The sequence below is a fragment of the Ruegeria sp. HKCCD9138 genome (assembly GCF_057220975.1).
In genome coordinates this window covers 191,981-217,595 of sequence record NZ_JBWVAZ010000001.1, presented here as the reverse complement: position 1 = coordinate 217,595, position 25,615 = coordinate 191,981, and the positions used below count along the sequence as shown (strand labels likewise).

Annotated in this window: 27 protein-coding genes and 1 tRNA gene; 13 read left to right on the top strand and 15 right to left on the bottom strand. The window is 54.7% G+C overall.

The genetic code is table 11. From position 1 onward, the window contains the following. Window positions 1-123 precede the first annotated feature (123 nt). The 3 genes from AC2TEL_RS01130 to AC2TEL_RS01120 all read right to left on the bottom strand — a co-directional run bounded on the left by AC2TEL_RS01130 (window position 124) and on the right by AC2TEL_RS01120 (window position 3,880). Entirely contained in the window at window positions 124-1,833 is a 1,710-nt protein-coding gene (locus AC2TEL_RS01130; RefSeq protein WP_480901470.1) for a hypothetical protein, read from the bottom strand. A gap of 47 nt (window positions 1,834-1,880) precedes the next feature. Continuing rightward, window positions 1,881-2,948 carry a dsDNA nuclease domain-containing protein gene (locus tag AC2TEL_RS01125; RefSeq protein WP_480901469.1) on the bottom strand — a complete coding sequence of 356 codons (1,068 nt, stop codon included), beginning with the start codon at window positions 2,946-2,948 and terminating at the stop codon, window positions 1,881-1,883. Window positions 2,949-3,418: 470 nt separating this feature from the next. Further along, window positions 3,419-3,880, bottom strand: a complete 462-nt coding sequence (locus AC2TEL_RS01120) for a glycine-rich domain-containing protein (protein WP_480901468.1) — start codon at window positions 3,878-3,880, stop codon at window positions 3,419-3,421. Between the two features lie 158 nt (window positions 3,881-4,038). Between AC2TEL_RS01120 and AC2TEL_RS01115 the strand changes: the two genes are divergently transcribed. Then, on the top strand, window positions 4,039-4,539 hold the full coding sequence (locus AC2TEL_RS01115; RefSeq protein WP_480901466.1) for a hypothetical protein: 501 nt from the start codon (window positions 4,039-4,041) through the stop codon (window positions 4,537-4,539). Between the two features lie 367 nt (window positions 4,540-4,906). Here the strand turns inward: AC2TEL_RS01115 and AC2TEL_RS01110 are convergent, their stop codons facing one another. The 5 genes from AC2TEL_RS01110 to AC2TEL_RS01090 all read right to left on the bottom strand — a co-directional run bounded on the left by AC2TEL_RS01110 (window position 4,907) and on the right by AC2TEL_RS01090 (window position 8,870). Beyond that, entirely contained in the window at window positions 4,907-5,698 is a 792-nt protein-coding gene (locus tag AC2TEL_RS01110) for a hypothetical protein (RefSeq protein WP_480901465.1), read from the bottom strand. A gap of 30 nt (window positions 5,699-5,728) precedes the next feature. Then, the gene (locus AC2TEL_RS01105; RefSeq protein ID WP_480901464.1) at window positions 5,729-6,247 is read right to left on the bottom strand and encodes a hypothetical protein; all 519 of its coding nucleotides are present in this window, start codon (window positions 6,245-6,247) and stop codon (window positions 5,729-5,731) included. Next, window positions 6,240-6,848, bottom strand: a complete 609-nt coding sequence (locus tag AC2TEL_RS01100) for a hypothetical protein (RefSeq protein ID WP_480901463.1) — start codon at window positions 6,846-6,848, stop codon at window positions 6,240-6,242. The genes AC2TEL_RS01105 and AC2TEL_RS01100 overlap by 8 nt, the downstream gene beginning before the upstream one ends. Window positions 6,849-7,467: 619 nt before the next feature. Further along, entirely contained in the window at window positions 7,468-8,739 is a 1,272-nt protein-coding gene (locus AC2TEL_RS01095; RefSeq protein WP_480901462.1) for a tyrosine-type recombinase/integrase, read from the bottom strand. A 44-nt stretch (window positions 8,740-8,783) separates the two neighbouring features. Then, a tRNA-Leu gene (locus AC2TEL_RS01090) sits at window positions 8,784-8,870 on the bottom strand. A gap of 143 nt (window positions 8,871-9,013) precedes the next feature. Between AC2TEL_RS01090 and AC2TEL_RS01085 the strand changes: the two genes are divergently transcribed. Together AC2TEL_RS01085 and lipB are read left to right on the top strand one after the other, a co-directional pair. Beyond that, window positions 9,014-9,673, top strand: a complete 660-nt coding sequence (locus tag AC2TEL_RS01085) for a DsbA family oxidoreductase (RefSeq protein WP_480861886.1) — start codon at window positions 9,014-9,016, stop codon at window positions 9,671-9,673. Window positions 9,674-9,712: 39 nt separating this feature from the next. Continuing rightward, window positions 9,713-10,408, top strand: a complete 696-nt coding sequence (lipB, locus tag AC2TEL_RS01080; RefSeq protein ID WP_480842280.1) for a lipoyl(octanoyl) transferase LipB — start codon at window positions 9,713-9,715, stop codon at window positions 10,406-10,408. Between the two features lie 268 nt (window positions 10,409-10,676). Here lipB and AC2TEL_RS01075 read toward each other — a convergent pair whose 3' ends face one another. Continuing rightward, a complete protein-coding gene (locus AC2TEL_RS01075; protein ID WP_480901460.1) occupies window positions 10,677-11,621 on the bottom strand; it encodes a cation diffusion facilitator family transporter in 945 nt (314 codons plus the stop codon). Window positions 11,622-11,698: 77 nt separating this feature from the next. On the opposite strand from AC2TEL_RS01075, the gene AC2TEL_RS01070 reads away from it, so the two are divergent. Continuing rightward, a complete protein-coding gene (locus tag AC2TEL_RS01070) occupies window positions 11,699-12,112 on the top strand; it encodes a MerR family transcriptional regulator (RefSeq protein ID WP_480901459.1) in 414 nt (137 codons plus the stop codon). A 7-nt stretch (window positions 12,113-12,119) separates the two neighbouring features. On the opposite strand, the gene AC2TEL_RS01065 is transcribed toward AC2TEL_RS01070, so the two are convergent. Further along, window positions 12,120-12,539 (bottom strand): HIT family protein, encoded by a 420-nt coding sequence (locus AC2TEL_RS01065; protein ID WP_480901457.1) that lies wholly within the window; start codon window positions 12,537-12,539, stop codon window positions 12,120-12,122. A gap of 288 nt (window positions 12,540-12,827) precedes the next feature. Here AC2TEL_RS01065 and ctaD point away from each other — a divergent pair, with 288 nt between their 5' ends. From ctaD to AC2TEL_RS01050, 3 genes are all read left to right on the top strand, one after another. Beyond that, window positions 12,828-14,486 carry a cytochrome c oxidase subunit I gene (gene ctaD / locus AC2TEL_RS01060; RefSeq protein ID WP_480842288.1) on the top strand — a complete coding sequence of 553 codons (1,659 nt, stop codon included), beginning with the start codon at window positions 12,828-12,830 and terminating at the stop codon, window positions 14,484-14,486. Between the two features lie 145 nt (window positions 14,487-14,631). After that, window positions 14,632-15,231, top strand: a complete 600-nt coding sequence (locus AC2TEL_RS01055; protein ID WP_480842290.1) for a DsbA family protein — start codon at window positions 14,632-14,634, stop codon at window positions 15,229-15,231. A 45-nt stretch (window positions 15,232-15,276) separates the two neighbouring features. Continuing rightward, entirely contained in the window at window positions 15,277-15,768 is a 492-nt protein-coding gene (locus AC2TEL_RS01050; RefSeq protein ID WP_480901456.1) for a DUF2244 domain-containing protein, read from the top strand. 7 nt (window positions 15,769-15,775) lie between these two features. Here the strand turns inward: AC2TEL_RS01050 and AC2TEL_RS01045 are convergent, their stop codons facing one another. Further along, window positions 15,776-16,258, bottom strand: coding sequence for a GatB/YqeY domain-containing protein (locus tag AC2TEL_RS01045; RefSeq protein WP_480842295.1), 483 nt, complete (start codon window positions 16,256-16,258; stop codon window positions 15,776-15,778). A gap of 183 nt (window positions 16,259-16,441) precedes the next feature. Between AC2TEL_RS01045 and carA the strand changes: the two genes are divergently transcribed. Next, window positions 16,442-17,608, top strand: coding sequence for a glutamine-hydrolyzing carbamoyl-phosphate synthase small subunit (gene carA, locus AC2TEL_RS01040; protein ID WP_480842297.1), 1,167 nt, complete (start codon window positions 16,442-16,444; stop codon window positions 17,606-17,608). Window positions 17,609-17,689: 81 nt separating this feature from the next. After that, the gene (locus tag AC2TEL_RS01035) at window positions 17,690-19,609 is read left to right on the top strand and encodes a glycosyltransferase family 2 protein (RefSeq protein ID WP_480842299.1); all 1,920 of its coding nucleotides are present in this window, start codon (window positions 17,690-17,692) and stop codon (window positions 19,607-19,609) included. On the opposite strand, the gene AC2TEL_RS01030 is transcribed toward AC2TEL_RS01035, so the two are convergent. Continuing rightward, window positions 19,566-20,213 (bottom strand): GntR family transcriptional regulator, encoded by a 648-nt coding sequence (locus AC2TEL_RS01030; RefSeq protein WP_480842301.1) that lies wholly within the window; start codon window positions 20,211-20,213, stop codon window positions 19,566-19,568. The two genes, AC2TEL_RS01035 and AC2TEL_RS01030, sit on opposite strands and share 44 nt — an antisense overlap. 100 nt (window positions 20,214-20,313) lie before the next feature. Here AC2TEL_RS01030 and AC2TEL_RS01025 point away from each other — a divergent pair, with 100 nt between their 5' ends. From AC2TEL_RS01025 to AC2TEL_RS01015, 3 genes are all read left to right on the top strand, one after another. Next, window positions 20,314-20,958 carry a pyrimidine 5'-nucleotidase gene (locus AC2TEL_RS01025; RefSeq protein WP_480901453.1) on the top strand — a complete coding sequence of 215 codons (645 nt, stop codon included), beginning with the start codon at window positions 20,314-20,316 and terminating at the stop codon, window positions 20,956-20,958. Window positions 20,959-21,044: 86 nt separating this feature from the next. Then, window positions 21,045-21,293 carry a hypothetical protein gene (locus AC2TEL_RS01020; RefSeq protein ID WP_480842304.1) on the top strand — a complete coding sequence of 83 codons (249 nt, stop codon included), beginning with the start codon at window positions 21,045-21,047 and terminating at the stop codon, window positions 21,291-21,293. Between the two features lie 74 nt (window positions 21,294-21,367). Continuing rightward, window positions 21,368-22,564: a UbiH/UbiF family hydroxylase gene (locus tag AC2TEL_RS01015; protein WP_480901452.1), complete on the top strand. Its 1,197-nt coding sequence runs from the start codon at window positions 21,368-21,370 to the stop codon at window positions 22,562-22,564. Between the two features lie 13 nt (window positions 22,565-22,577). Here the strand turns inward: AC2TEL_RS01015 and AC2TEL_RS01010 are convergent, their stop codons facing one another. Next, on the bottom strand, window positions 22,578-23,705 hold the full coding sequence (locus AC2TEL_RS01010) for an aminotransferase class V-fold PLP-dependent enzyme (protein ID WP_480842308.1): 1,128 nt from the start codon (window positions 23,703-23,705) through the stop codon (window positions 22,578-22,580). A gap of 230 nt (window positions 23,706-23,935) precedes the next feature. Here AC2TEL_RS01010 and AC2TEL_RS01005 point away from each other — a divergent pair, with 230 nt between their 5' ends. Continuing rightward, window positions 23,936-24,637 (top strand): histidine utilization transcriptional repressor HutC, encoded by a 702-nt coding sequence (locus AC2TEL_RS01005; protein WP_480842310.1) that lies wholly within the window; start codon window positions 23,936-23,938, stop codon window positions 24,635-24,637. A 6-nt stretch (window positions 24,638-24,643) separates the two neighbouring features. Here the strand turns inward: AC2TEL_RS01005 and AC2TEL_RS01000 are convergent, their stop codons facing one another. Continuing rightward, window positions 24,644-25,102, bottom strand: coding sequence for an Lrp/AsnC family transcriptional regulator (locus tag AC2TEL_RS01000; protein ID WP_480842312.1), 459 nt, complete (start codon window positions 25,100-25,102; stop codon window positions 24,644-24,646). After that, window positions 25,099-25,554, bottom strand: coding sequence for an Lrp/AsnC family transcriptional regulator (locus AC2TEL_RS00995; RefSeq protein WP_480843023.1), 456 nt, complete (start codon window positions 25,552-25,554; stop codon window positions 25,099-25,101). Before AC2TEL_RS00995 ends, AC2TEL_RS01000 begins: the two co-directional genes overlap by 4 nt. Window positions 25,555-25,615 lie beyond the last annotated feature (61 nt).

Genomic DNA, 25,615 nt, shown 5'->3' with positions numbered 1-25,615 from the left:
TGGACGGTCGGTTGGACTTTGAGATTGCTGTAGGGGGCACGGGCGGTAGACCCGAGCGGACCTACCGATAATACCCTCACAGATTTTTTGTGAAAAACAGTCTCGCCTTGGTGAGAGTCGACATCATGAATCGAACTGATCAGAGAACATCTGCGCAACAAACGGCGCAATTTGGTCAGACACGCTTTCGTATTCATCTTTCGAAAGAAGCTTACGCCGTTCTGCTGATACAATGGTTGCACCAGAATACTGGTATTCATGAAGTCCAACTGTTCCAAAAATAAATTGAGTACCCTCGGGACGTTTTTCAAACGCAAACTCAATCATCGCATTGATGTTAGTTGGGTCCTGATCTTGATGCTGAGCTGTGTCGAACACAATCGGCGCAATTACGCAGGATGAGTACTCTGCAACTGTGTGCAAAATGGCGTAGTGATATGCCAATATTAGGCGAGGCAAGTCACTCCCGGTGTCCGAGATCACTGGGCGCAAGTCTCCAAAAACTCTTTCCGGCGGAGACGTTAGATTCAACTCATTGCAGAAAGATCGGAGTTTTCCCTGATAGAACTCTAAGATTTCGTCTCTTCGCTTCGGGTCGTTGTTTTCACGCATCTTCGCGGAAGCAGACTTTATGCGTTCGTTCGCGGACCCAATATCTTTGTCAATCTTTGACTTTTCGGCTTCAATATTGACCCCAGCAATTCTTCGACTCTCATGTTCGAGCAATTTTCGGAGAGTTAGCGCCCCTCTCTTTTCACCGAGGAGTCTGTCGATCTCTGCAGCCCCTTTGTCCTGCTCAACGAGTTCGACAGATTTTTTAGCGATCTTGGCTGAAATCCTCTGAACCTCTTCGTTTGCAGAGTTTAAGTAATTTCGGCAAGTTTCAGCATCACCGGAAAGCCGTAATGTGTTGGCGAAACTCGTTTCGTGAACCGCGTTGCATGTTGGGCAAATGATCTCTGAGGTGTCTACTTTCTTTAGGTAGGAAACGTCTGCTTCTAGCTCTTTGAGAGTAGCAGCGGCCAACTTTTGTTCTTGCTGTAGGCGGCTTCGTTGTCCTTGCAGCTCTCTTATTTCAAACCGAATTTTTTCCCTCACCTCGTTAAACTTATTCTGTTTTTCGAGGTAGGCGTTTATCTCACTTTCAAACTCCCGAGCATCAAAGGATAAGTCACTGTCGAGTGTGAGGATTTCCAGTTTTTCTTGAGCAAACTCAAGATGACCTCTTTCCTTCTCCCTCTCCGCTAGCTCCCTTTTCGCAACTTCCTTCTCAGCTTTACCTAAATAGTACTCTTTCGGTAGAGCCCCAGAGTGAAAAGAAACTAGCGTGTCTTTGTAATCCTTGTAGGCGTTTAAACCATGAAATGACGCCCAAGTATCATTCAATCCAGTGTCCTGATCTATGTAAAAAGGCATGAAGAACGCGGCGGGTAGTGGGTCCACCAAGCCCCCGCGAGCGCCTGGAAGTTGAATCTGAGCATCTAAAAGTTTTGCCCAAGTTCTAGATGACTTTGTAACACCGTAGTGCACAGCAATCATCTCACCACTCGCTGCGAATAAGGCGATATTTTTTCCGACACGAAGGGAAAAGTATGTCACGTCATCTAAGCTGAACTCCAGAAGAAGTTTAGTCTCCAGCGCCTCCCAATCACTATTGTTCTTTTTGGGGTCTGCGCCCAGAGCGGCGTACAAGGATTTGATAAAGCTTGACTTTCCGGTTCGGTTGACTCCATAGCTAGTGACAACGATTTCATCGTAGTTAAGCGTCTCTATCCTCGCGCTCTTCTCTCTGTCCGAGACTATCCATAGCTTTTTGAAGTTCAGTTTTTTCATTAGTCTTTTTCCTGAGGCTTCGAATTAACTTCTTAAATTGCTCTTGCTTATTGAGATCTGAAAATTTCATAGATCACCATCGCTCTCAGTTGGGGCCGGGTGTAACCCAACCCTGATGCCACGCCAATCAAGCCGCCTGCGGTTATCAAGGCGTCAACGTACTCGTGAAAAGCACCAATGCTGTCAGAAGTGCTAAGTGTTTCCCTGATACTTTTTATCAGAGCGTTTTGCGCATCATTTGCACTGTCCAGCGCCTCAACTCTATAGCTGTCGTAGGCCAATCTGACCAAATTTGTTTCCTGAAAACCCCATGCGGCCCCAAGATACGTGTGTACAAACTGCCAATCTGGGGCATTTCGGTTCGCCTCAATACCGTCGAGCCACTCCTTTACGTTAGCTTTAGTAATACCCTTTTGGGATATTATCTCGTTCGCTGGGCCTTGGATATCTGTAGCAAGTTTTTTGTTACGCACCCGACACTGTGTAACAATAGCATTGGTACACGCTTCGAGCTGAAAAGCATCTCCACCAACCTTATCTTTAAGAAAGCTATGTACACGCCCTTTTACCAACTCGTGACAAGATGACTTATCCAACTCCGTTCGCCTAAAGCCCAACACGTCCAAGCAGTTTGCGTCCGCATCAGGGTAAACAGATTGAATGTGTTCAACGAGTTTCGCCTTCTTTCTATCGTCAGCTAAAGCATTAAAGCTTGAGTTGCTGGCTTGACCGAACTCAGAACAGTAAGTGTTTGAGACAACTTGAGCCGTTTTTGCGAACCCGTCAAACGCAGCTACATTTCCGTGAAGCTTTTGCAGTATCGACTGCGATACTTCTTTTCCCTTTTTGGATTGGCGCGTAAGTTTAGGTAACGTCCAGTTACCCCCAGTAGTGTGCTTTAGCTGAAAAAACTCAATCTCGGATGGATTCTGCGTTCCCGTCAAAAGCACTATATCGTCATGGAATTCGAACAAAACCGCATAGTCGTCCAACTTATCGTAGCTGTCGAACAAGAGCTCAACACCGAACATTAGTTGAAACTCAAACGCAGCGTAAGCGTCTGATCCGGCCACTTCGCGCTGCGGAACGGTTTCTATTTTTTTGGCTAAACTCAATGCATTCCACCAGCTTTTTCATGCAGTTTACACTGAGACTACACCCACGCAACCATAAATTGTGCACCAAGTCGGTGAGACTTTACAGAATTTGAGCCAAAGGCGCGGTGCATTTACCGAAGCGAAAGTACACCGCGCATGTTTTTTAGCATTAAAACGTTAGTTAAGACTGAGCACTTTAGCAGCCTCAGCAATCTCAAGGTTCCTCTGCATTCTCTCAAAGAACGCCTGACGCCCCTTGAGTACCGCAAAGCCTTTCGAATGCTTATCCATCCACGACTCTGTGTCTTGCTCATAGTCCCGCTTGATGCTTGCGATAGCCTCAGCTTTAGTACCCGCCGTTCTCGTCCGGTTACCCCAAGAACGATTCCTTAGTAGGTACCCGCACCTAATGCCCCTCGCCCTAAGCTTGTGTTGACCAAAACACGCGCCGGTAGCTTCAAATGCCTGAGAAAACCTAAACAGTTCGGTTACAAGCGCTGAATTTCCATGTCGCAGCCGTAGCAAGCAGCCTTGAAGTTTTCCCAAACTCGGCTGTCGTAGCGTAAACCCAGTTCGTCCAGAATAGTTCTAACATCCCGCCCATGTGGTACCTTTGTTGCACTTCCATTTTCGTCACATGGCACATGGTGAATATAATAGACACCAAGAGAGCGACAGAAATCCATATAGGCGTGCGTATGCAGAATGAACTCATGCCAAACATTATCGATAACTTCGGGAGGGCTAAACAACGCATCGTCAAATGCGACGCTCGCGGATAGAAAAAGTACCAAGTCATCCAGCATGTTGTTGGCCTGAGCAAATGTGAGTCCGGACTTTGCAGCAGCTCGTTTGCAAATGCTCAGACGCACCTCAGAACTAAGATCACCAACTCGGAATGGAAGTGAAGACCGATCCGAACAATCGGTATCCAAAATGTCCCGTGGCATTAGCTTCCCCCCTAAATCAACTTGACACAACCACGCTCAATATAGTTGGCACATATACAGAGACGATACAATCTTATTGGTTTTTGGTGAAAATGGTGGACCAGAATGTAAAGCCGGGAACTCTGGACATAGCCAGATTGCACATTAACCGGCTCAGAATGGAAGATCGAGCATACGCACATGTATACGGAAAATCTGTTTACCACCCGATACGAATAGGGCTTGTTTCAATGGTTCGCGAAGTGTCTGGCAGTGATGGGCCCACGCATCCAAAAACAGGTCACCCGGTCGTCGACCAAAGCATTGTTCTTGATGAAATCGCAGCTGCCAAACATGGTGCGCCGTCGTCTCGGCAGACGGCAAAGAAGTTTCTAGAAGAAGCAGTCACTAAGCTTGACATGTTCTCCCGCTTGACCAACGAGGACATCGGCACCAAATGGCCGATCTCCAAGTGGCCCGATCTAAATCTTAATCGCACCAAGTCATATCTATTTTTCGAAAAGGAGCACTTTAAGAAGCTGACTCAGCTGACCCATATCTTCACGACAATTGACAAGGTTGTGGTTCAACAAGCATCCAATAGTGAGGATGGAGATTCCGTGTTCAACGAATTGCCACCTGGTATATACTATGATCTTTTGCTGCAACACACGTGGTAATTCTTACGGGAATTGAGTCAATTTTTGGCACGATTTCTTGTCGAAAAACCATTTGGACAATCAACCTAAATAATTGTAAAAACAAAATTATTTTCAAAAATCTAGCCCAAAGGCATAATTGCTCTATGGCCGCAATTCACCAAGTTCGTTCCAGCGGTCGCAATGGAGAAAACCAATGAGCTTTCATCATCAACTGTGTTATGCACAACCAGACTACCCAATTCCTTTGCTACTAGGAGGTAGCGACCCAGACCCTTCTGGTGACGAAATTCCTGACCACGACGATTATGGCGATGGCGGATCCAGCGACGACTAATTGCTGACTGCTTTGCCAACAAGAGATCAATGGGACCGGTGCATGCCGGTCCTATTTGTTTTGTGATATAATAATGCCTGTATAGCGTTCTCCAGAATTGGTAATCTCATTCACTTCGCGAACAAACAGCCGGTCCAAACGATCCGGCTCCTTCATGCCTTCTTTAGTGTACCTTGCAAGAAGCGGCAAATGACTGACAACAGCCTGTAGGGAAGTAGAGACTCTTGCATGCGCAACAATCGGGACAGGCCGACCAAGTCGACTCAGTAGTCGTCCGTAGGACTGGAAAAATATCCGAGCAGAAATGCCTCCCGCTCTAGGACTTACTGATTGCCAATCGGAGACATACAGACACTCGGTTGAGCCTACTGTCTTTTTCAGAGATCGGGTGAAGAATTGTCCTTTCGTGTTTGTTGAGTCACCAAAAAGAGCGACTACATACGATACAATCCCTTTCTTACTCGCCGTCTTTATGCACAATTGGGGTAAATCCCGAACGGTGGATGAGACAAAGGAGGCCGAGATTAGATCCGATAGCACCTTCGGACCCTTGATTTGGTCAGGAAACTCCTCGTAAATTTTTTTTTCAAGCTGTGCTACCTCAAAAAAATCGGTAGGAAGAAGCGTTTCGCGAGTAGCATTGCCTCTCGTCATTCGCAGGAAACTCTCGATCTCCGAAGTCTGCAACCCCACGTAAGGAACACCTTCGAGAGCCGATAATGCCAGTTTCTGAATGAAACTTCGCTGCTCAAAGAAACAGTTGTCACACCTTGTCAAATCACAACCCACCTCTTTGCGGGTAATTTCAATCCTACGTACTAGTCGCAGTGCTTTCAGGAGCATTGTCGCAAGACAGTTTGTGTAACACAAAACTCATTGTAAAAAACCATATTGCCTCAACGTATCAACGTCGCATTCAAGTGGGTCAAAAGTATCATCGAAACCGCCATACGTTTCTCTGGCCTTCTTACCGTCGCAAATCATAGTTGTTCGACCAGGTACAGTGCAAACAGCAACACTTTTTCTGCGAAGCATCATGACGTTGGGGCTACCGGGCATGTAGTGCAAACAGCCTTTAAAGGTCGAAGCTAAATCACTGAATTGTCTTGTTTCCGTTGTAAACATTTTCCTATCATCGCAAATGATTAGGTTTTCTACCCCACCCGTGGGAATGATATTGCTTACCGCGAGTATGTCCTTGAGTCTTCCACTAGGGCATCCTTGTTCGGCTTGAAAATCAAACGACACTCTAGCGTTACCGGCCATTACGTAGTCAAATGCCGACTCGATAGGCTCAGCGAACAGTACAGAAATAGGAACAGAGCATACGGCACCGAGGAACCAATAAAACACTTTTTCGCCTATGGAGGTTTGATTATTCCCGTTAGCCATTTGGTGCGGTCCTAAAAATCAGAATAAAGTTATCAAACAGCACACCTATGTTAAACCAACCACTTGAGGACCCAACTCCGCAGACAAGTCGATCCTTCTGCGTCATATCGAGGCCTTCCTTAGATTCCCTCCAGGCGTTTAGAGACGATACACAAACTCCGACTTGCGCCGCCTCACTTTCAAATACTTGCGAGATTACGCCAATGTAGTCCTCTGGCTCCGTATTTTCAGGAAGGAGACCGGCCTCAGCCATCTCCATAATATGTGAAGTGAATAGGTCTTTAAAAAAATCTGCTGTAGGCTGGCTTCCCCCATCAAGGTAAATCGAGATTACTTCGGATATTGTTTCTTCGTGTTGCCCTGTCCCTTCCAGCGTCGCAACTTGAATGGTACACCATTCTCTTCCGACATATTCGTGAGACCAACACGACGTAGCGTTGCTAACCCAAGCACCGTTCTTGTACGGAGGGCCTTCCGGAACCAAATTGCAATTGCACTTATAGGGTGTCGCACCTTCGGCGAATACATCCCGCGTCATTGGCAACAAAAGCTGCAGCAAGACGACGAGTCGAAAAACATTGTGTAGTATCTTTCGCTTCATAATAAAATCTCCGGTTTTTTCTATTAAGCTTATGATCTAATTATGAATATGTTAGCATATCTTGTTGAGAATTTCGATAAGTTCAACATGCAGTCCGAGTCACAAATAGAGTCTAATACGATCTCCGGACTTCCAATTGGACGTTGAAAAACTGAAGTCCGAAAATAGTATTACACGCGCCGACTTGAATATCGAAAAACTTTTATCTGATCAATTAAATATAATAATATTAAAGAGTTAAGCGATTGTTGCCGAGTTGCGCTAGTTGGAGGAATGCACGTCGAATGGTAGGCGTTGCTTGATTGGCATTCGGAGTTCTTTATTGGCCGGGCTGCCGCCGGAGATCGCGGATAACCTCAGGACCATGAGAAAAACGAACTGACGAGAGCAAACTGAACTTGGCCTTGGAGGCAAGATACCTCCAGAACAGGATTACTCGGCACCGAAATCTGATGCACGCGTCACACTTGAACTCATCGCTGTTATCACTTTTCCCCATGTCGGCCTCCTTGCCTCACAGTTAGGAGGCAAAGCGTCTACGAAACAACGGCCACCTTAGAGACAAGGCTAGCGGGATAACCGCCAGCCTCGTCAAGTTCAACTCAAAATCTAACGACAGCTACGCAAGACATCGTGGCTTCAGACTTCCCCCGAGCTCGCGATAGAGCATTTCAAAGGTAGCTATGACAATCTCATGCAGCTCTGCCCTCTTGGCATAGACGCTGATACCAATGTCATCCTTGTTGGAGTGGCCGACCGCAAGGTTCCTTGCCTCTCGCGCAACACCCGCGTTCACAAGAGCCGATACAGCGGTTCGTCTGAACGAGTGCATGTCCCACTTGGAGGTATCGCCTTCTAGTGCTTTCCTCGCCTTCTCCAAGGCTTTCCCGAGGTAGTGGCTAGGCTGCTTGTCGTAACCACCTAGGTTGATCCGAGGGAACAACCGACCTTCATTCTCTGGACAAGACGGTTCGACAATGGTTGCTTGCTTCATAGCCGTTCGAAGCAATTCACAGTCATCCTCACCAACGATCATGACTGACCGCTTCCCCGCTTCTGTCTTGGCCTCAGGGATGTTGATGCAGATATAGTCCCCTCTGTCGTCAATGTCGGACAGGTAGCGCCCACAGATTTCGTTTAGTCGGCACCCGGTAACCCAGAGTAGACGGACAGTGACGAACATTTCGAACTGGTACTTTAGGGCTGAGTTTCCAGCGATGTAGTTTAGAAGGCTTTCTGCTTCCTCTCGGGTTACTGGCCTAAGTTTCTTCTCCCTCAGGTCAACCTTCTTCTTCTGACCCGCCACACGTCTCAAGAGCGACGAGAAAGGATTACGAACGTCAGGATCGACAACACCCCAATGATCCAAGACACGCCAATAGGACGCCAGACAGCACTGATAGGACTGCAATGACCGGGCGGAAAGTAGTTCGCCAGTACGTTCAGAAGGTGTTCTTTTGAGGTAATCCATGAAATCCAGAGCCAACGCCCTATTGATTTCAGTTACTTCAATGTTCCCTGCGAAAGCTTCGAAGCCTTCAAGGTGCTGTCTGTATCTAGCCTTGGTGGACTCCTTGATACCGTCTGCCTCTCTCAGCCAGCGGTGTGCTGTATCCTTGACGGTGGTCCCTTCTTGTGAGGTGTGCCGCGCTACTTGCTTTACGACAGGCTCAGGCATTGAACCCTCACCAATCGATGCAAGTAATTCCGGCAAGACCTCTTTTCGTCTGACTAAAGCCTCAGCCAAATCCTGCGTTCCGAGACCCCGCACGATCTCTTTCTTGCCAATGATAGCTTGATATTCGTTGGGTACTGCGACTCTTACCGCGTAACCCTTGCCTCTCTTAAAGAGGCCCTTCGGCACCCGTACATCCATCTCAAAAGGCTCCATTTACCGTTACATTCGGCGAAGAAACCTGTTGAAAATCAAGCACTTGGTGCGGTCGAGAAGACTCGAACTTCCACGGGTGTTACCCCACAGCGACCTCAACGCTGCGCGTCTACCAATTCCGCCACGACCGCACTGCCAATGACTTGGTAGAGGCGCGTATAGACGGACAGGCGCAGGATGTGAAGAGGCAAATATACGGGCGGATTGATTTCATTTTCGCACTTCATATCTGTAGCTCATATGAAATCCTAAAGCCTATAGTCAGGAGCATTGCATGACAGCCGCTGACCCTCGCCCCGTTGTCCAGATCGACGTCGTCTCGGATGTTGTGTGCCCCTGGTGCATTGTGGGATTTCGCCAGCTTGATCTGGCGCTTCAGCAGGAAAACGTGCTGGCGCGACTGCGATGGCATCCGTTCGAACTGAACCCGAACATGGGCCCAGTGGGGCAAAACCTGCGCGAACATATTATGGAGAAATACGGCTCGACCGCAGAACAGAGCCAGCAAGCCCGCGACCGCCTGACCACTTTGGGGGCCGAGCTTGGGTTCGTCTTCAGTTTCAACGACGACAGCCGAATCTACAACACCTTCGCGGCGCACCAACTCTTGGATTGGGCTGAGGGTCAGGGGCGGCAGCATCCGCTCAAACTGGCGCTGTTCGATGCCTATTTCACCCAGCAACGTGACGTTTCAGACACCGAGGTCCTGATGGGCGCGGTCGAGGTGGCCGGATTGGACCCAACGGCAGCACACGCCGCGCTGGATTCTGGTGCTCATGCCGGACCGGTCCGAAAAAAACAGCAGTTCTGGACCAGCCGGGGCATTTCCGGTGTCCCCGCAATGGTGTTCGGCGGCAAGTACCTGCTGACCGGCGCACAAGGAACCGACACCTATGCGCAGGCGCTCCAAAGGTGCCTGTCCGAGGCCGCCTGAGGTCTTTCCCCCACCCCGCAGACCGTCTAAGGACATCACATGGAATGGAAGACGACCGACGGGCTGACCGATTACGACGAGGCCATCGCTTTTATGGAAGCACGTGTTGCCGCCATTGCGGCGGGCGAGGCAGACGAGTGCATCTGGCTGCTGGAGCATCCCGCGCTTTACACGGCTGGCACATCCGCCAAACGGGAAGACCTGACCGATCCCGACCGCTTTCCCGTGTATGAAAGCAAACGCGGCGGGCAATACACCTATCACGGGCCGGGCCAGCGCGTCGTCTATGTCATGCTAGATGTCGGAAAACGAGGCCATGACGTGCGCCGTTTTGTAGAACAGCTGGAAAACTGGGTTATTGCTGCGTTGGCGGAATTTAATGTCACCGGGGAAATACGCGAAGGGCGCGTCGGCGTCTGGGTCCAGCGCAATGACAAACCACTTACTGCGACGGGTCAGACAGCCGAAGACAAGATCGCGGCCATCGGCATCCGGCTGAGGAAATGGATCAGCTTTCACGGGATTTCGATAAATGTCGAACCGGATCTGGATCACTTTGGCGGTATTGTCCCCTGCGGCATTCAGGAACACGGTGTCACATCGCTGGTCGACTTAGGTTTACCGGTCACAATGGCGGATGTGGATGTGGCCTTGAAAAAGACGTTCGGCGAAGTTTTCGATCTGCCCCACCCCTCACAGGTTACGCCGAAATCACCCGCCCGAATCGCGAAATAGCGCAAAAAGTGACAACAATCGCCGTGAACAAGTTACTCTGTTTCGAAAAAGCCACGGAGTTTCCCCTAGGTTAACCCTAATTAGCGTAAAATTCAGGGTTTCTTCACGTCCCCCCGATACAAGCCGCTGGGAACCACGTAGTATGTAATGACCGTTCAAGAGTGAGTGGTGTGTTAACCGGTGAACCGGGCAGAGCCCGAGAAATCCGAGAAGTGTTTTGGTTACGAGTCTGCCGTTCCGACCCCATATCGGAACGGCAATTCTCGTTTTAGGGCCGGTGCTTTTCCAAATGCCCAAATCGCATCGGTTCCAAACAGGCCCGATCCGAATATTCCAGTTCCAGCGTCGTGTGACCGATGGCAAAGCGTTCTTGCAGCATTTGCCTGACGGCAGCCTGAATGTCCGCCGCGCGTGACCAGTCCTCTGCCACGATAACCAAGTGAGCCGTCAATGCCGGCTCATTTTCCTGCATGCTCCACAGGTGGATGTGGTGCACATCTGCGACGCCATCGGCACTTTCAATTGCTACAGCAACGCTTTCAGGCTCCAAGTCAGGCGGGGCAGCCAGCATCAGTACCCGTATCGTTTCTCCGACCTCTGATTTGACGTGCCATAAGATATAGACCGAGATCAGGATCGTGACTGCGGGATCAACCCAGGTCCAGCCGAACAAGATGACCGCTGCGCCAGCTATGATAACGGCAACCGATCCCAATGCGTCAGCCACGTTGTGAATGAACGCAGCCCGGATATTCATGCTGTCTTTGGCCATAGCGTAAGTCAGCGCGGCCGTGATCAGGTCAACGATCAGGGCGATACCGGCAATCCAGAACACAATCCAACCATTGACCGGTTCCGGCTGGACGAACCGCATAACGCCTTCATAAAGCAGGTAAACCGACAAAACGATCAATGTGGTGTAGTTGATCAGGGCAGCGACGACCTCAGCACGACCGTAACCAAAGCTCATCCGAGGGTCGGCTGGGCGCCGCGCGATCTTGCGGGCGAAGAATGCAATGATCAGGGCTATGGCGTCCGAAAAGTTGTGCAACGCATCCGCGATCAGCGCCAATGAGCCGGACAGAATACCACCTACGATCTGTGCCAATGTCAGGAACATGTTTACAGCGATGGCCCAGGCGACCCGGGCGTCGCCAGCATGAGGATCGATATGGTTGTGGGAATGTCCCACGTGAGAATGCTGTTGTGGCATAGGTATTGTCTTCTTGTTTCTTCGCTAACCGCAAGGTAATTCCTCTAGTCACTAGAGGTTCAAGAGGTTTCCACAAAATGTTGTCGATTGGCGACCTTTCCCGTCGCACCGGGGTCAAGGTTCCCACGATCCGGTTTTATGAAGAAAAGGGTCTGCTGCCGCAGCCGGAACGGACGGCCGGCAACCAGCGCCGCTATGACGAAGCTTCGCTGAGGCGCCTGCAGTTCATTCGCCACACCCGGGATCTGGGACTGCCGCTGGCGGATATCGAGGCCCTATTGACACTGGAAGGCGCGCAGGGTGCGGATCTGGACCATGCTCATGATATCGCGCAGAGGCAACTTGCCGATCTGCGCGATCGGATTCAGCAGCTGAAGCGGCTTGAAAAAGAACTTGCGCGCATTACCGCGGCCTGTGACGGGCAGCACGACCATGTATGCGCCGTGTTGCACGCGTTTGGAGATCACGACGCCTGCGATGGGTCGCATTAAGGGCGGTTCAGGCCAAAGCCGCGCGGATTTTCTCGGCCTGTTCGGCAATCAGGTCGAAATCTCCCATGTTGCCGGGCGGACGCATGGCAACACCTTCGTAGCGCGGTAATATGTGGAAATGCAGGTGAAAGACCTCCTGCCCGCCCGCTGCCTCGTTGAACTGCTGGATTGTGACACCATCCGCGTCAAACGCCGCCTTGGTGGCACGCGCCAGCTTTTGAACGGTGGTCATCACGGCGGACAATTGCCCGGACGACGCATCCAGTATGTTCCGGCAGGGTGTCTTGGGGATCACCAGAAGGTGCCCGTCGGAACGTGGCATGATATCCATGAACGCCATCGTCTCGTCATCCTCGTAAACGCGTGTTGCCGGGATTTCCCCGCGCAGAATCTTGGCAAAGATGTTTTCGGGATCATAGGCGGTCATTTTTCGTTCTCCGGTCCTGAGATTTCTCCATTTTCTGCGGCCCTGCCCTCCAAGGGTCAAGGTTGTTTTTTTGTTCGACGACGCGCCTCTTGAAACTTGGCGGACAATGCACAGATACCCCGCATCTGTGACAAAATCCGCTGGGCAAACGTCGCCCCGCGACAATTAATCTTGATCCAGATCAAACTCGGCCATTGAAGGTCGCCCCCTCGCATTCTAAAACCAGCAGGAATCCCGCGCGTTGGAGAGGTCCGACTGCGCGGTGTAGTTGTAACAGGAGGCACCTAAATGGCAGACGCAGCCATTCATGGTCACGAGCATGAAGACCAGCGCGGATTTTTCACGCGCTGGTTCATGTCGACCAACCACAAGGACATCGGGATTCTCTACCTGATCTTCTCGGCCATCGCCGGGTTCATCTCGGTGGCGATGACCGTCTACATGCGGCTCGAGCTGATGCACCCAGGTGTGCAGTACATGTGCCTAGAAGGCTTCATGGCCGACCCATGCACCCCTAACGGACACCTTTGGAACGTGATGATCACCTATCACGGTGTTCTGATGATGTTCTTTGTGGTCATCCCGGCTTTGTTCGGTGGATTTGGCAACTATTTCATGCCGTTGCAGATCGGCGCGCCGGATATGGCCTTCCCGCGGATGAACAACCTGTCCTTCTGGCTGTACGTCGCTGGCACGTCGCTGGGCGTCGCCTCGCTGCTGAGCCCCGGTGGTAACGACCAGCTTGGTTCGGGCGTGGGCTGGGTTCTGTACCCGCCGCTGTCGACGACCGAAGGCGGCATGTCCATGGACCTTGCGATCTTCGCCGTGCACGTATCGGGCGCCTCCTCGATCCTCGGCGCGATCAACATGATCACGACCTTCCTGAACATGCGTGCCCCCGGCATGACCCTGTTCAAGGTACCGCTGTTCAGCTGGTCGATTTTCGTCACCTCGTGGCTGATTCTGCTGTCGCTGCCGGTTCTGGCAGGCGCGATCACCATGCTGCTGATGGACCGCAACTTCGGCTTCACCTTCTTTGATCCGGCCGGTGGCGGCGATCCGATTCTGTATCAGCACATCCTGTGGTTCTTCGGACACCCGGAAGTGTACATCGTGATCCTGCCTGGTTTCGGCATCATTAGCCATGTGATCGCGACCTTCTCGCGCAAGCCGATCTTTGGCTACCTGCCAATGGTTTGGGCCATCATCGCAATTGGTGTTTTGGGCTTTGTCGTCTGGGCGCACCATATGTACACCGTCGGCATGTCGCTGCGCCAGCAGGCCTATTTCATGCTGGCCACGATGGTCATCGCGGTTCCGACAGGCGTCAAGGTTTTCTCTTGGATCGCAACGATGTGGGGCGGTTCCATCGAGTTCAAAACGCCGATGCTGTTCGCCTTCGGCTTCCTGTTCCTGTTCACAGTTGGTGGTGTGACCGGCGTTGTACTGAGCCAGGCCGGTGTGGACCGCGCCTATCACGACACCTACTACGTGGTTGCGCACTTCCACTACGTGATGAGCTTGGGTGCCGTCTTCGCGATCTTTGCCGGTGTATACTTCTACTTCGGCAAGATGACTGGTCGCCAGTATTCCGAGTTCTGGGGCAAGGTTCATTTCTGGCTGTTCTTCATCGGCGCCAACCTGACCTTCTTCCCGCAGCACTTCCTGGGCCGTCAGGGCATGCCGCGCCGCTACATCGACTATCCCGAGGCATTTGCCCTGTGGAACTATGTTTCGTCGATTGGCGCGTTCATCTCGTTCGCCTCGTTCCTGCTGTTCTTCGGCATTGTGTTCTACGCCCTGTTCCGTGGCGCACGCGTGACCCAGAACAACTACTGGAACGAATACGCGGACACGCTGGAGTGGACCCTGCCCTCGCCACCGCCCGAGCACACTTTCGAGCAGTTGCCGAAGCAGGAAGACTGGGACAAGGGCCACGCGCACTGATCCCACTAAGATAGAGTCCAAAACCCCGCCCCAGTGGCGGGGTTTTTCTTTGAGGAAACGTCGGAACCCGCGCGTTGGTCGCCAGAGCGACAAAAATCGGCTATCCTGTTTCGGGCAATGAACCGGCCAGACGGAGGCTCAGTCCATGCCCGAAATCGATTTTTGGTATTCTATAGGAAGCACATACAGCTTTCTGACCATCATGCGGCTGGACGGATGGTGCGACGATAATGGTGTCAGCGTTCATTGGAGGCCCTTCAATGTCCGGGCCGTCATGTCCGCGCAACAGAACATCCCCTTTGCCGGCAAACCGATAAAATCGGCCTATATGTGGCGTGACATTGAACGCCGGGCCGCCAAGTACCAGATCCACGCCAAGCTGCCCGCGCCTTACCCGATCTCTGACCTTCCGCTTGCCAACCAGGTTGCGTTGCTGGGCATGACGGAAGGCTGGGGCAAGTCCTTTACCCAGTCACTGTACCGCATCTGGTTCGAGGACGGGGTTGAAGCCGGCGGGGAACAGGCGATCTCAGAGGCACTGCATCGCTGTCAGGAAGACCCGAGGCTGGTTCTTGCCCGCGCGCGCAGCCCCGACACAATCGAGGCGCTTGAGGCCGAAACTGAGACTGCAATCAAACTGGGTGTTTTCGGCGCTCCCAGTTTTGTTGTCCGGGACGAAGTGTTCTGGGGGGATGACCGGCTGGAGGATGCCCTGTCATGGGCCAAAGTTGGCCACGTCGTCTGACGATTATTCCTTCGACATTGGGCCGCGTTGCGATATTTGACAGCTATGCCCTATCGTTGGAAACACACCTCAGAAGCCGAGCAGGAATTGCGCCTTTGGCCACATAATTCTCTGCCCCCGCGTGCGGCGATGGGCGTCATTCTGGCTGTGTTCCTGTTTGGATTGATTCCTCTGCTGGCCGTTTTGGGCTCGGTGCTTTTGTGGGGGCTTCTGCCGTTCCTGCTTATCACCGTTCTGGGCCTTTGGCTGGCCTTGGAAATGAACTACCGCGCGCGTAGCGTATTCGAAATTTTGACGCTCAGCCAAAGCCAGGCCCGGTTGGTTCATCACAACCCACGAACCGGCGATCTGGAGTGGTCCTGCAACCGCCACTGGGCGCGCCCGGAAATGCACGAAACCGGTGGCCCCGTTCCAAACTACGTCACCCTGATCGGCGAAGGGCGCGAAGTGGAAATCGGGGCGTTTCTGTCCGAAGACGAACGCATCGCACTTTACGACGAGTTAACGCAAAAACTGCGCGATCCCGCCGCGCAGTAATCCGTCGTCAGTTGCCGTTTGAAGCTGCGCACAGATGGTCCTTGACCATCGGCCCCACCTTGCCGAAATCCATCTGACCTGTGTAGCGTGTCTTGAGCTCACCCATTACCTTGCCCATGTCGCGGATCGATCCCGCACCAGTGGAAGTAATGGCCGTCTGAATGGCTTTGGCAACCTCGTCTTCGTCCAGCTGCTTGGGCAGAAACTCCTCGATGACGGCAACTTCCTGCATCTCGCGCTCGGCCAGATCCAGTCGACCGCCCTCTTCGTAGGCGCGTGCGCTTTCCTTGCGCTGCTTGGTCATTTTTCCAAGAATTTCAAGCACCTCTGCGTCGCCACAGCCCTTGGCCTCTTCATTATCCGAGGCGCGCGCGGCTATGTCACGGTCCTTGATCGCGGCATTAATCAGGCGCAGTGTCGACAGGCGCTCGGCCTGCTTGTCTTTCATTGCTTGCTTCAGGGCGGCATTCACCCTTGATCGCATATCCATTTGGTCTGTCCATCCCCATGGCAACGGAACCCCGAACATATCGAAACAAAAAGCACGATACAACAGGGTACAAATAGCGCTAAGTCTTTGAAAATCAACAATAGCCCAAAATTTGAACAGACTTGACCCTGCGACGTATCCCCCTTAGGAATGCGCCGATTTACCCTGCAGGAGAGTCGCGCCATGGCCCAGAACGCCCCGTCCAAGCCCACCGCATGTCTGGCTTTGGCCGACGGAACCCTGTTCTACGGCCACGGGTTCGGCGCAACCGGCCAGACCGTGGCCGAGCTGTGTTTCAACACAGCAATGACAGGCTATCAGGAGATCATGACCGACCCTTCCTATGCCGGCCAGATCGTAACCTTCACTTTCCCGCATATAGGCAATGTCGGTGTGAACCCCGAGGATGACGAGACCGGTGATCCAGTGGCCGAGGGCATGGTGGTGAAATGGGACCCGACCGAGCCGTCCAACTGGCGCTCGGCCGAAGAACTGAAAAACTGGCTGGCGCGCCGCGGTCGCATCGCAATCGGCGGCGTCGATACCCGCCGCCTGACCCGCGCGATCCGACAACAAGGTGCACCGCATGTAGCTTTGGCTCATGATCCGGACGGCAATTTCGACATTGAAGCCCTGATTGCCGCTGCACGTGGATTTGCCGGGTTGGAAGGCATGGATCTGGCAAAGGACGTCACTTGCACCCAAAGCTACCGCTGGGATGAGATGCGTTGGGCCTGGCCTGACGGGTACCAGCGACAGGAAGCACCGGTTCACAAAGTTGTCGCGCTGGATTTCGGCGCCAAGCGCAACATCCTGCGTTGCCTCGCCTCGGCAGGCTGCGACGTGACTGTCTTGCCCGCAACCGCAACGGCAGCCGAGGTTCTGGCGCATGAGCCCGATGGCGTGTTCCTGTCCAACGGTCCGGGCGATCCGGCCGCAACCGGCGAATACGCGGTTCCGATGATCAAAGAAGTCCTGGACACTACCGAACTTCCCATTTTTGGCATCTGCCTGGGTCATCAGATGCTGGCACTGGCCCTTGGCGGTCAGACCGTCAAGATGAACCACGGCCATCACGGCGCCAACCACCCCGTCAAAGATCTTGAGACCGGCAAGGTCGAGATCACCTCGATGAACCATGGTTTTGCCGTCGATGCGCAGTCCCTGCCTGATGGTGTCGTCGAGACACATCGCTCGCTGTTTGACGGCTCGAACTGCGGAATCCGCATGACCGATCGCCCGGTCTATTCAGTGCAGTACCATCCAGAGGCTTCGCCCGGACCGCAGGACAGCTTTTATCTGTTCGAACGCTTTGCAGATGCCATGGCAGGCAGGAAGGCTCGGGCCTAAGCCCCCAATTCTTCAGCGTTAACCTGACGTTAACCCTGTTTTGACAACCCTGTCGCTCAACACGGGCGGCAGGGTTTCTTCATGGTCGAACTGAATTTTCAACGTCTGGCTCCGGTTCTCCCCGTTCCTGGACCCGACGCCCGAAAGCCACTGGGCACTTGCTTGCTGGAGCAAGGCATCATCACACCACAGCAATTGTCGGCGGCCCTGAATAAACAACACCGGCAAAAAGCACCCTTGGGCGAAATCCTGGTGGGTGAGGGCTGGGCCAACCGGCAGGACGTACTTAAGGCACTGTCTGACCAAAGCGGACTACAAATTGCAGATTTCACGCAAACGTCGCCTGACCCGGAGCTTTGTGCGATCAAACCCGCAGAGTTCTGGTTGGAGCACAACGCCATTCCTTGGACACGTATTGGACCTTTGCTGCTGGTAGCCACGTCGCGACCGGACCGGTTCGACCCTGTGGCTGCGGCGCTGCGCGATTGTGGTCATTCAGCTGTTCCTGTTCTGGCCGGAACTGACCAGATCGACGCAGCGATTGCGTGTGTATTTGCGCAACCATTAGCTCAGGCGGCGGAGGCACGCGTTGACCAAGCACAAAGCTGCCGCACATGGACGGCCCGCTCGCGGTCGGTTCCGGTGGTTCTGCTGTTGATCCTTTGCTGCGCAATGGCGGCTCTGCCGCATATTGGGCTGGCCTTCTTGTTTGGAGTAACGGTGCTGACGCTTGTGATGTTTCTGTTTCTTCGTTTGGCGGGCCTGATTGCATACCTGTCACCAAAGCCGGCCCCACCGGAACCGGAGTCGAGTGCCCCGCCCCGCCTGCCTTGCGTTTCGATCATGGTCCCTCTGTTCCAAGAGAAGGAGATCGCCGATGCCCTGATTGCCCGGCTACAGCGGTTGACCTACCCCAAAGCGCTGCTGGACGTGATCCTTGTTCTTGAGGAACGGGACGACGTGACCCGCGCAGCCTTACGTGATGTGAGCCTGCCAAGCTGGATCCGCGTTGTCGAAGTTCCCGAGCGCGGCAAGCTGACGACCAAACCCCGAGCCATGAATTATGCGTTGGACTTTTGCCGGGGTGAGATTCTAGGCGTTTGGGATGCCGAGGACGCCCCGGTTCCGGATCAGATCGAAACGGTTGTCCGTCACTTCGCCAATGCGCCTGACAACGTTGTTTGCCTGCAGGGCGCGCTGGATTACTACAACCCGCGCACCAACTGGCGGTCGCGCTGCTTCACCATCGAATACAGTGGCTGGTTCCGCGTTATTCTGCCCGGAATTGCCCGATTGGGTCTGGTCGTTCCCTTGGGCGGCACAACATTCTTTTTCCGCCGCGACAAGTTGCTGGAGCTAGGCGGCTGGGACGCACACAACGTAACCGAGGACGCCGATCTGGGTGTGCGCCTGTGCCGCGCGGGTTACCGGACCGAAATCGTGAACACGGCCACCTATGAAGAGGCGAACTTTCGCGCCTGGCCCTGGGTCAAACAGCGCTCACGCTGGCTCAAAGGGTTCATGGTTACCTATCTGGTGCATATGCGATCTCCATGGAGATTGCTGCGCGACCTGGGGATTCTAAGGTTCCTGGGTGTCCAGGCCTTTTTTCTCGGGACCATTGGTCAGTTCCTGCTGGCCCCGGTGCTTTGGGTGTTTTGGCTGGCTTTTCTGGGGGTCTCACACCCATTTCAGGGCATTGTTCCCACCGGAATACTAACGGCCTGCCTCTACCTTTTTCTGCTCGCCGAGGCGGCCAACTGCCTGGTCGGTGGTCTCGGAGTAGCGGCGGGGAACAGGCGCTTCCTGATCCCATGGGTTCCGACGATGGCATTGTATTTTCCGTTGGGCGTGTTGGCGGCCTACAAGGGTCTTTGGGAGCTGGCGGTCAAACCGTTCTTCTGGGACAAGACCCAACACGGCCACGCGACCGAGGAAATGCCGACCGCCAATCGCCTTATTTCTCGCGCTGCACCGCGTCCTGCTTCAGGCGCGTCATGAAAGCGATCGAGATGTGGTCTTTCAGTGCGTGCGCCGCGGCATCTTCGTCGCGGGCCGCGATTGCATCGACGATCTTCTTGTGTTCACTTTGCGCGATTTCACCCCGCCCCTGAACGGCCAGCGAAGTCGTCGCCATAAGTGCCATCGTCCGATGCACAAGGTCCAGCTGCTGCACAAGATACCGGTTGTGTGAGGCCAGGTGGATCTGCTCGTGAAACCGCCGGTTGGCGCGCGACAAGGCAGACGGGTCGTCGACCAGCGCGTCATCCGCCGCAACCATGTCCTTGAGCACCTTTATCTCTTCCTCGGTTGCATGACGGGCTGCCAACCGCGCCGCCAGCCCCTCAAGCTCGCGCCGCACCACATACAGCTCGGCCATCTGGTTATGATCCAGTGACGCCACAATCAGCGACCGCCCGTCCCGTTCCAGCAGCGATTGCGTCTCAAGCCGCTGCAACGCCTCGCGGATCGGCGTGCGCGACACGCCGAACCGTTCGGCCAATTCGCTCTCGACAAGACGATCGCCCGGTTTGTACACGCCCACGTCAATGGCTTCGAGTATCAGGCTGTAAGCGTCCCTGTTGGACTGTTTGGTATGGGGCATGGGGTCTTTGTCTCCTCGTTCGGACATGTCTATCCGTCACTAGGGCCAACGATCAAGAGCAGGCATTGAAAACCGTCCCCAGCCAGCCTAAACCAAGATCATGGTGAAACAGGCCTTTGATCACGTCACCCAGTGGGTGTTCGACCTCGACAACACGCTCTACCCGCCTCATATGCGTCTTTTCGATCAGATCGAGGTGCTGATGACGGACTACGTCGTTCAGGCCATTGGCGTGGATCGCCCCGAGGCTGACCGGCTGCGCAGCCACTATTGGCGTGAATACGGCACCACGCTTGCCGGTCTTATGGCAGAACACGATCTTGACCCCACCCCCTATCTGCATGCGGTGCACCAGGTGGACATGAGCCATATGGAGCCTGACAACGCATTGGCGGATCATATCCGCGCGCTGCCCGGTCGGCGGATCGTCTACACCAATGGCTCGGCCCCTTATGCCGAGCGTGTTCTGGCGGCGCGTGGCCTGAGCGGCCTTTTCGACGCGATCTATGGCGTGGAACATGCTGGCTACCGCCCAAAGCCCGAAAAGGCGGCGTTCGAGACGGTGTTTGCCCAGGACGGTATCCAGACGGAAAACGCCGCCATGTTCGAGGATGACCCGCGCAATCTGGCCGCCCCGCACGAGATGGGAATGCGCACTGTCCACGTGGCTCCGGATCGGCACGAGGCGGATCACATTCACCACCACACCGACGATCTGACCGGCTTTCTGGCCCGCCTGCGGTAGCCTGTCACACTGCGACGATCTGCTCATTCTGCACCTGCAGCATAGCTCCTATATGCCGTTTTGCGACGAACAGAACGGAGACCCCCATGAGCGCGATCGAGATGCCTCGGCGCCTGCCCATCTGGCAGCGCCTGTTGTTTGCAATCCCCGTTTTTGGCTGGCTGGCCCGCGATGCGGCCAACGGTGCAGCCGAAGACTGGTATTACACCGCGGCGGCGATCGTCAGCATGTGGGGCTGTTCGGTGATGTTGTTCGGGCTGCCCGGCCTGTACATCCCTGCATTGGCAATGGTGCCGATGATGTTCATCCTCCTGATCCTGATTTCGCGCGGATGAGACGCGGGACAGGATGTCACTTGGCGCAGCGCACTGATCGGCACTAGGTTCTGCCGGGAACGGAGACCTGCGCCATGACTGACACCTGTGACATCCTGATTTCCGGCGGCGGCATCGCTGGGCTGACTGCCGCTGCCGCCTTTGGAGCCGCCGGATTTGACGTGATTTGCGTCGATCCCGCCCCACCGGTCACCGAACGGGATGCTGACGGTTCGGACTTGCGGACAACGGCGTTTCTTCAACCAGCCCGCGGGCTGCTGGAGCAATGCGGCCTGTGGCAGCGGTTGGGTTCGCATGCTGCGCCGCTTCAAATCATGCGCATTGTGGATGCGGGCGGAGACGTACCTGAACCCCGTGTCGTGCGCGACTTTAACGCCTCGGATATTTCCGACCAGCCCTTTGGCTGGAACCTGCCAAACTGGCTGTTGCGGCGCGAGATGGTGGCGCGACTTGCCGAGCTGCCAACTGTCGATTTCCGGCCGGGCACCGGCACCGTCAACCTGTTCACCCGCACCGCCGAGGCGCGCGTGGGTCTCAGCGACGGTTCCCGCATTCGCTGCAAGCTCGTGGTGGCTGCAGACGGGCGGGCTTCACCCATGCGCGAAGCTGCTGGTATCAACGTTCACACGACACGTTACGGGCAGAAAGCGCTGGCCTTTGCCGTCACCCACCCGATTCCGCATGACAATGTCTCGACCGAGATTCACCGCTCCGGTGGACCTTTCACGCTGGTGCCGCTGCCCGATTGGCAGGGGCGGCCCTCGTCGGCCATCGTGTGGATGGAGCGAGGTCCCCGCGCCGTCGACCTTCTGAACCTGGACCCCGAGTCCTTCGAGGCCGAGATGACGGAACGGTCCTGCGGGTTGTTCGGCCCGCTGAAACTGGCCTCACGCCGGACAATCTGGCCGATCATCAGCCAGTCGGCCGAGCGCCTTTCGGCTGAGCGTGTCGCCCTTATGGCCGAAGCCGCCCATGTGGTCCCTCCGATCGGGGCGCAGGGGTTGAATATGTCGCTCGGCGATCTGCGCAGTCTGCTGGACCTGGCGCAAGCGCGCCCGGACGGGTTGGGAGACGCGCAAATGCTCGAGGCGTATCACAAGGCGCGTCATAACGAGATCGCGCTGCGTGTCAAAGGAATCGACCTGTTGAACCGCGCCTCGATGATAGAGGCGCGACCGCTGCGGGATGCACGGGCCATGGGGCTGAACGCGCTCTATTCTCTGCCACCGGTGCGAAAAACGCTTATGCAGATGGGCCTCGGCGTGCGCTGAGGCTCACCGAGCATTACAGCACCTGGTCCAAGACACGTTTCAGGCGCGCAATGGTGCCCTCCACATCATACAGCTTGTCGAGACCGAACAGGCCCAGACGGAACGTGCTGAACCCCTCGGGCTCGTCACATTGCAGCGGAACACCAGCCGCGATCTGCATACCCAGCGCAGCAAATTTCTTACCGCTTTGAACCTCGGGATCGGACGTGTAGCTGACCACAACGCCCGGTGCGCCAAACCCATCAGCTGCGACCGATATGATGCCCTTGTCCCCGAGCATCGCGCGGACACCAGCGCCCAGCGCCCATTGCGCGTCACGCAGTTTGTCGAATCCGTAATCCCGTGTCTCGACCATCGTATCGCGGAACGCGCGCAACGCATCGGTCGGCATCGTCGCGTGATAGGCGTGCCCACCGTTTTCGTAGGCCTGCATAATCTGCCGCCATTTTTTGAGATCAATTGCAAAGCTGTCCGACGTTGTCTCTGCCAGTCGGGCCTCGGCCTGATCCGACAACATCACCAAACCGGCGCACGGTGAGGCGCTCCATCCCTTTTGCGGAGCGGATATCAAGACGTCCACACCACTCGCTTTCATATCGACCCAGGCACAGCCCGAGGCGATGCAGTCCAACACCATCAAGGCACCGACTTCATGCGCTGCAGCTGCCATGGCTGAAACGTAGTCGTCGGGCAGTATTACACCGGCGGCGGTTTCTACATGTGGCGCAAAAACGATGTCTGGCCTTTGCTCATGTATGGTCGCCACGACCTCCTCAATCGGTGCGGGGGCAAAAGGGGATGGGCTGCTATTCCCGGTCTCACGCGCCTTCAGAACAGTTGCCTTCGCTGTCAGGCCCCCGGTTTCGATGATCTGGCTCCAGCGATAGGAAAACCAACCGTTGCGCACGACCAGAACACTGGCCCCGCGTGCGAACTGCCGGGCAACGGCCTCCATTGCGTATGAACCGCCGCCCGGAATGACCGCCACCCCGTCAGCGTTGTACACCTCGCGCAGCAATCCCGAGATATCACGCATCACCTGCTGAAAGCTCGCTGACATGTGGTTGAGGGAGCGGTCCGTGAAGACAACCGAAAATTCTTCGAGGCCATCGGGGTCAACATGTTCCAGCAATGCAGGCATCTTCTGTCCTTTCCTGACGTTTCCACGTTTCTGCACCCTCCGGTCGCGAAGGTAAAGATGATCGAAACGGGAATATTGACCTTGGGTCAACGGTAACCATCGGTATTATTTTGATATTTCCAGCGCCACAAAGTGAAGAAATGACGCCAAATAGTGTCACCCTCTCTTTACACCATGGCGTGTTTCTGACCAGATAAGCACACTTTGAACTAGAAAAGGTATTGCTGCACGTGACTGCGCACAAACGGATTAGTTTTCAGGTTGTACGGGACGAGGTCAAAAGACGGATCGAAGCACGCGTGTGGCCGCAGGGATCCCTTTTGCCCACCGAAACGCAGTTGGCCGAAGAATTCAATTGCGCGCGCGCCACAGTAAACCGCGCCCTGCGCGAACTGGCCGAGCAGGGATTTGTCGAGCGCAAGCGCAAAAGCGGAACCCGTGTCAAGAAAGAGCCCCGGAAGCAGGCGAAACTGGAGATCTCTCTGGCCCGTCAAGCGGTTGAGAACCAGAACTCGACATACCGGTATGCATTGGTCGAACGCAATCTTGTCTACAGCCCCGGCTGGCTGACTTCGCAGCTCAACGTCGAAGCAGACGCTCGCGTGTTGCACGTGATTTGTATGCACTACGCAGACAATCGACCGTTCCAGCTTGAAGAGCGTTGGATCAATATCGAAACCGTACCCGATGTCGAACACGCCGACCTGAGCAATAGCGGCCCGCATGAATGGTTGCTGCACGCGGCCCCTTTTACCGAAGCGGAAATCGCGTTCTGCGCGATCTCGGCCGACAGTCGGCTGGCCGAGTACATGGGAACCACGACCGGCACGTCCATGATCCAGCTAGAGCGCACCACCTGGAAGGACGGGCAGCCGATGGCATTTGCGCGCATGACGCATCATCCGGGCTTTTGCATCCGCACCAGATACTGACGAAAGTCAACCGATCGGCCCCGGCAGGCGTTCCTCGCTCAGCAATACATTTGCTTCGACATCCCCCGCCCCTGGAAGCGTCATGATCCGCCGTCGCAGAACCCGTTCAAAGTCGGACAAATCACGTGCGACCACTCGCAGGCGATAGTCGTATAATCCAAGAACGTGCTCGACTGTCTGAACCTCGGGAATGGCGCTCACGGCGCGTTCAAAGTCCTCTAGGCTAACTTGTCCCTTTCGAGCCAGCTTCACGCCGAGGAAAACGGTCACACCGAAACCCAGAGCCTCGGCATTCAGCCGCAAACGCCGCCCCTTGATGATGCCCGCTTTCTCCAGCCGCCGAATGCGCCGCCACGTGGCGGGTTGGCTCAGTCCAAAGCGACGGCCAAGCGCGCCGGCACTTTGTGTCGCATCCTGAACCAATGCGCGCAGGATCATTCGGTCGATTTCATCCAGATCGATCATACCGGCAAAACCTCGTCGCGCTTAAGCCGCGCGATATGCATCAGGGCTTCGATATCGGCGATATGTGGCAACGGCAGGATACGGTCCCTGTAAACCTGCTGATAATGGGGCATATCGCGCGCCAGTACGGACAGGCGGACATCAACCCGCCCAAGGAATGTCTGTATTTCGATGACTTCAGCGACCTCGCGCGCGGCGGCGGTAAATTCGTCGAAGGCCCGCGGTTGCGTCTTGTCCAACGTGACCCGCAGGGAAACCTCCACCGCATAACCCAGCGCAGCCCAGTCGATCACGGCCTCTTGACCCTGGATAATGCCTGCTGCCTGCATCTTCTCGATCCGTCGCCAACAGACCCCCGAACTGATCCGGCACAAGTCCGCAAGTTCCGCGGCGGAAAGGCTCGGATCGGCCTGAAAATGGCGCAGGATGCGGCGATCCAGATCATCAAGCATGAATTTCTTACTTTCCATCAATTTGGCGAATTAATCTTCACCTTTTTTTCAAATACTCACT

Excerpts from the sequence above, each read along its gene's own strand:
- AC2TEL_RS01130 (WP_480901470.1), bottom strand. The coding sequence starts at position 1,833 with ATGAAAAAACTGAACTTCAAAAAGCTATGGATAGTCTCGGACAGAGAG.
- AC2TEL_RS01120 (WP_480901468.1), bottom strand. The coding sequence starts at position 3,880 with ATGCCACGGGACATTTTGGATACCGATTGTTCGGATCGGTCTTCACTT.
- AC2TEL_RS01115 (WP_480901466.1), top strand. The coding sequence starts at position 4,039 with ATGGAAGATCGAGCATACGCACATGTATACGGAAAATCTGTTTACCAC.
- AC2TEL_RS01110 (WP_480901465.1), bottom strand. The coding sequence starts at position 5,698 with ATGCTCCTGAAAGCACTGCGACTAGTACGTAGGATTGAAATTACCCGC.
- AC2TEL_RS01105 (WP_480901464.1), bottom strand. The coding sequence starts at position 6,247 with ATGGCTAACGGGAATAATCAAACCTCCATAGGCGAAAAAGTGTTTTAT.
- AC2TEL_RS01100 (WP_480901463.1), bottom strand. The coding sequence starts at position 6,848 with ATGAAGCGAAAGATACTACACAATGTTTTTCGACTCGTCGTCTTGCTG.
- AC2TEL_RS01095 (WP_480901462.1), bottom strand. The coding sequence starts at position 8,739 with ATGGAGCCTTTTGAGATGGATGTACGGGTGCCGAAGGGCCTCTTTAAG.
- AC2TEL_RS01085 (WP_480861886.1), top strand. The coding sequence starts at position 9,014 with ATGACAGCCGCTGACCCTCGCCCCGTTGTCCAGATCGACGTCGTCTCG.
- lipB (WP_480842280.1), top strand. The coding sequence starts at position 9,713 with ATGGAATGGAAGACGACCGACGGGCTGACCGATTACGACGAGGCCATC.
- AC2TEL_RS01075 (WP_480901460.1), bottom strand. The coding sequence starts at position 11,621 with ATGCCACAACAGCATTCTCACGTGGGACATTCCCACAACCATATCGAT.
- AC2TEL_RS01070 (WP_480901459.1), top strand. The coding sequence starts at position 11,699 with ATGTTGTCGATTGGCGACCTTTCCCGTCGCACCGGGGTCAAGGTTCCC.
- AC2TEL_RS01065 (WP_480901457.1), bottom strand. The coding sequence starts at position 12,539 with ATGACCGCCTATGATCCCGAAAACATCTTTGCCAAGATTCTGCGCGGG.
- ctaD (WP_480842288.1), top strand. The coding sequence starts at position 12,828 with ATGGCAGACGCAGCCATTCATGGTCACGAGCATGAAGACCAGCGCGGA.
- AC2TEL_RS01055 (WP_480842290.1), top strand. The coding sequence starts at position 14,632 with ATGCCCGAAATCGATTTTTGGTATTCTATAGGAAGCACATACAGCTTT.
- AC2TEL_RS01050 (WP_480901456.1), top strand. The coding sequence starts at position 15,277 with ATGCCCTATCGTTGGAAACACACCTCAGAAGCCGAGCAGGAATTGCGC.
- AC2TEL_RS01045 (WP_480842295.1), bottom strand. The coding sequence starts at position 16,258 with ATGGATATGCGATCAAGGGTGAATGCCGCCCTGAAGCAAGCAATGAAA.
- carA (WP_480842297.1), top strand. The coding sequence starts at position 16,442 with ATGGCCCAGAACGCCCCGTCCAAGCCCACCGCATGTCTGGCTTTGGCC.
- AC2TEL_RS01035 (WP_480842299.1), top strand. The coding sequence starts at position 17,690 with ATGGTCGAACTGAATTTTCAACGTCTGGCTCCGGTTCTCCCCGTTCCT.
- AC2TEL_RS01030 (WP_480842301.1), bottom strand. The coding sequence starts at position 20,213 with ATGCCCCATACCAAACAGTCCAACAGGGACGCTTACAGCCTGATACTC.
- AC2TEL_RS01025 (WP_480901453.1), top strand. The coding sequence starts at position 20,314 with ATGGTGAAACAGGCCTTTGATCACGTCACCCAGTGGGTGTTCGACCTC.
- AC2TEL_RS01020 (WP_480842304.1), top strand. The coding sequence starts at position 21,045 with ATGAGCGCGATCGAGATGCCTCGGCGCCTGCCCATCTGGCAGCGCCTG.
- AC2TEL_RS01015 (WP_480901452.1), top strand. The coding sequence starts at position 21,368 with ATGACTGACACCTGTGACATCCTGATTTCCGGCGGCGGCATCGCTGGG.
- AC2TEL_RS01010 (WP_480842308.1), bottom strand. The coding sequence starts at position 23,705 with ATGCCTGCATTGCTGGAACATGTTGACCCCGATGGCCTCGAAGAATTT.
- AC2TEL_RS01000 (WP_480842312.1), bottom strand. The coding sequence starts at position 25,102 with ATGATCGATCTGGATGAAATCGACCGAATGATCCTGCGCGCATTGGTT.
- AC2TEL_RS00995 (WP_480843023.1), bottom strand. The coding sequence starts at position 25,554 with ATGCTTGATGATCTGGATCGCCGCATCCTGCGCCATTTTCAGGCCGAT.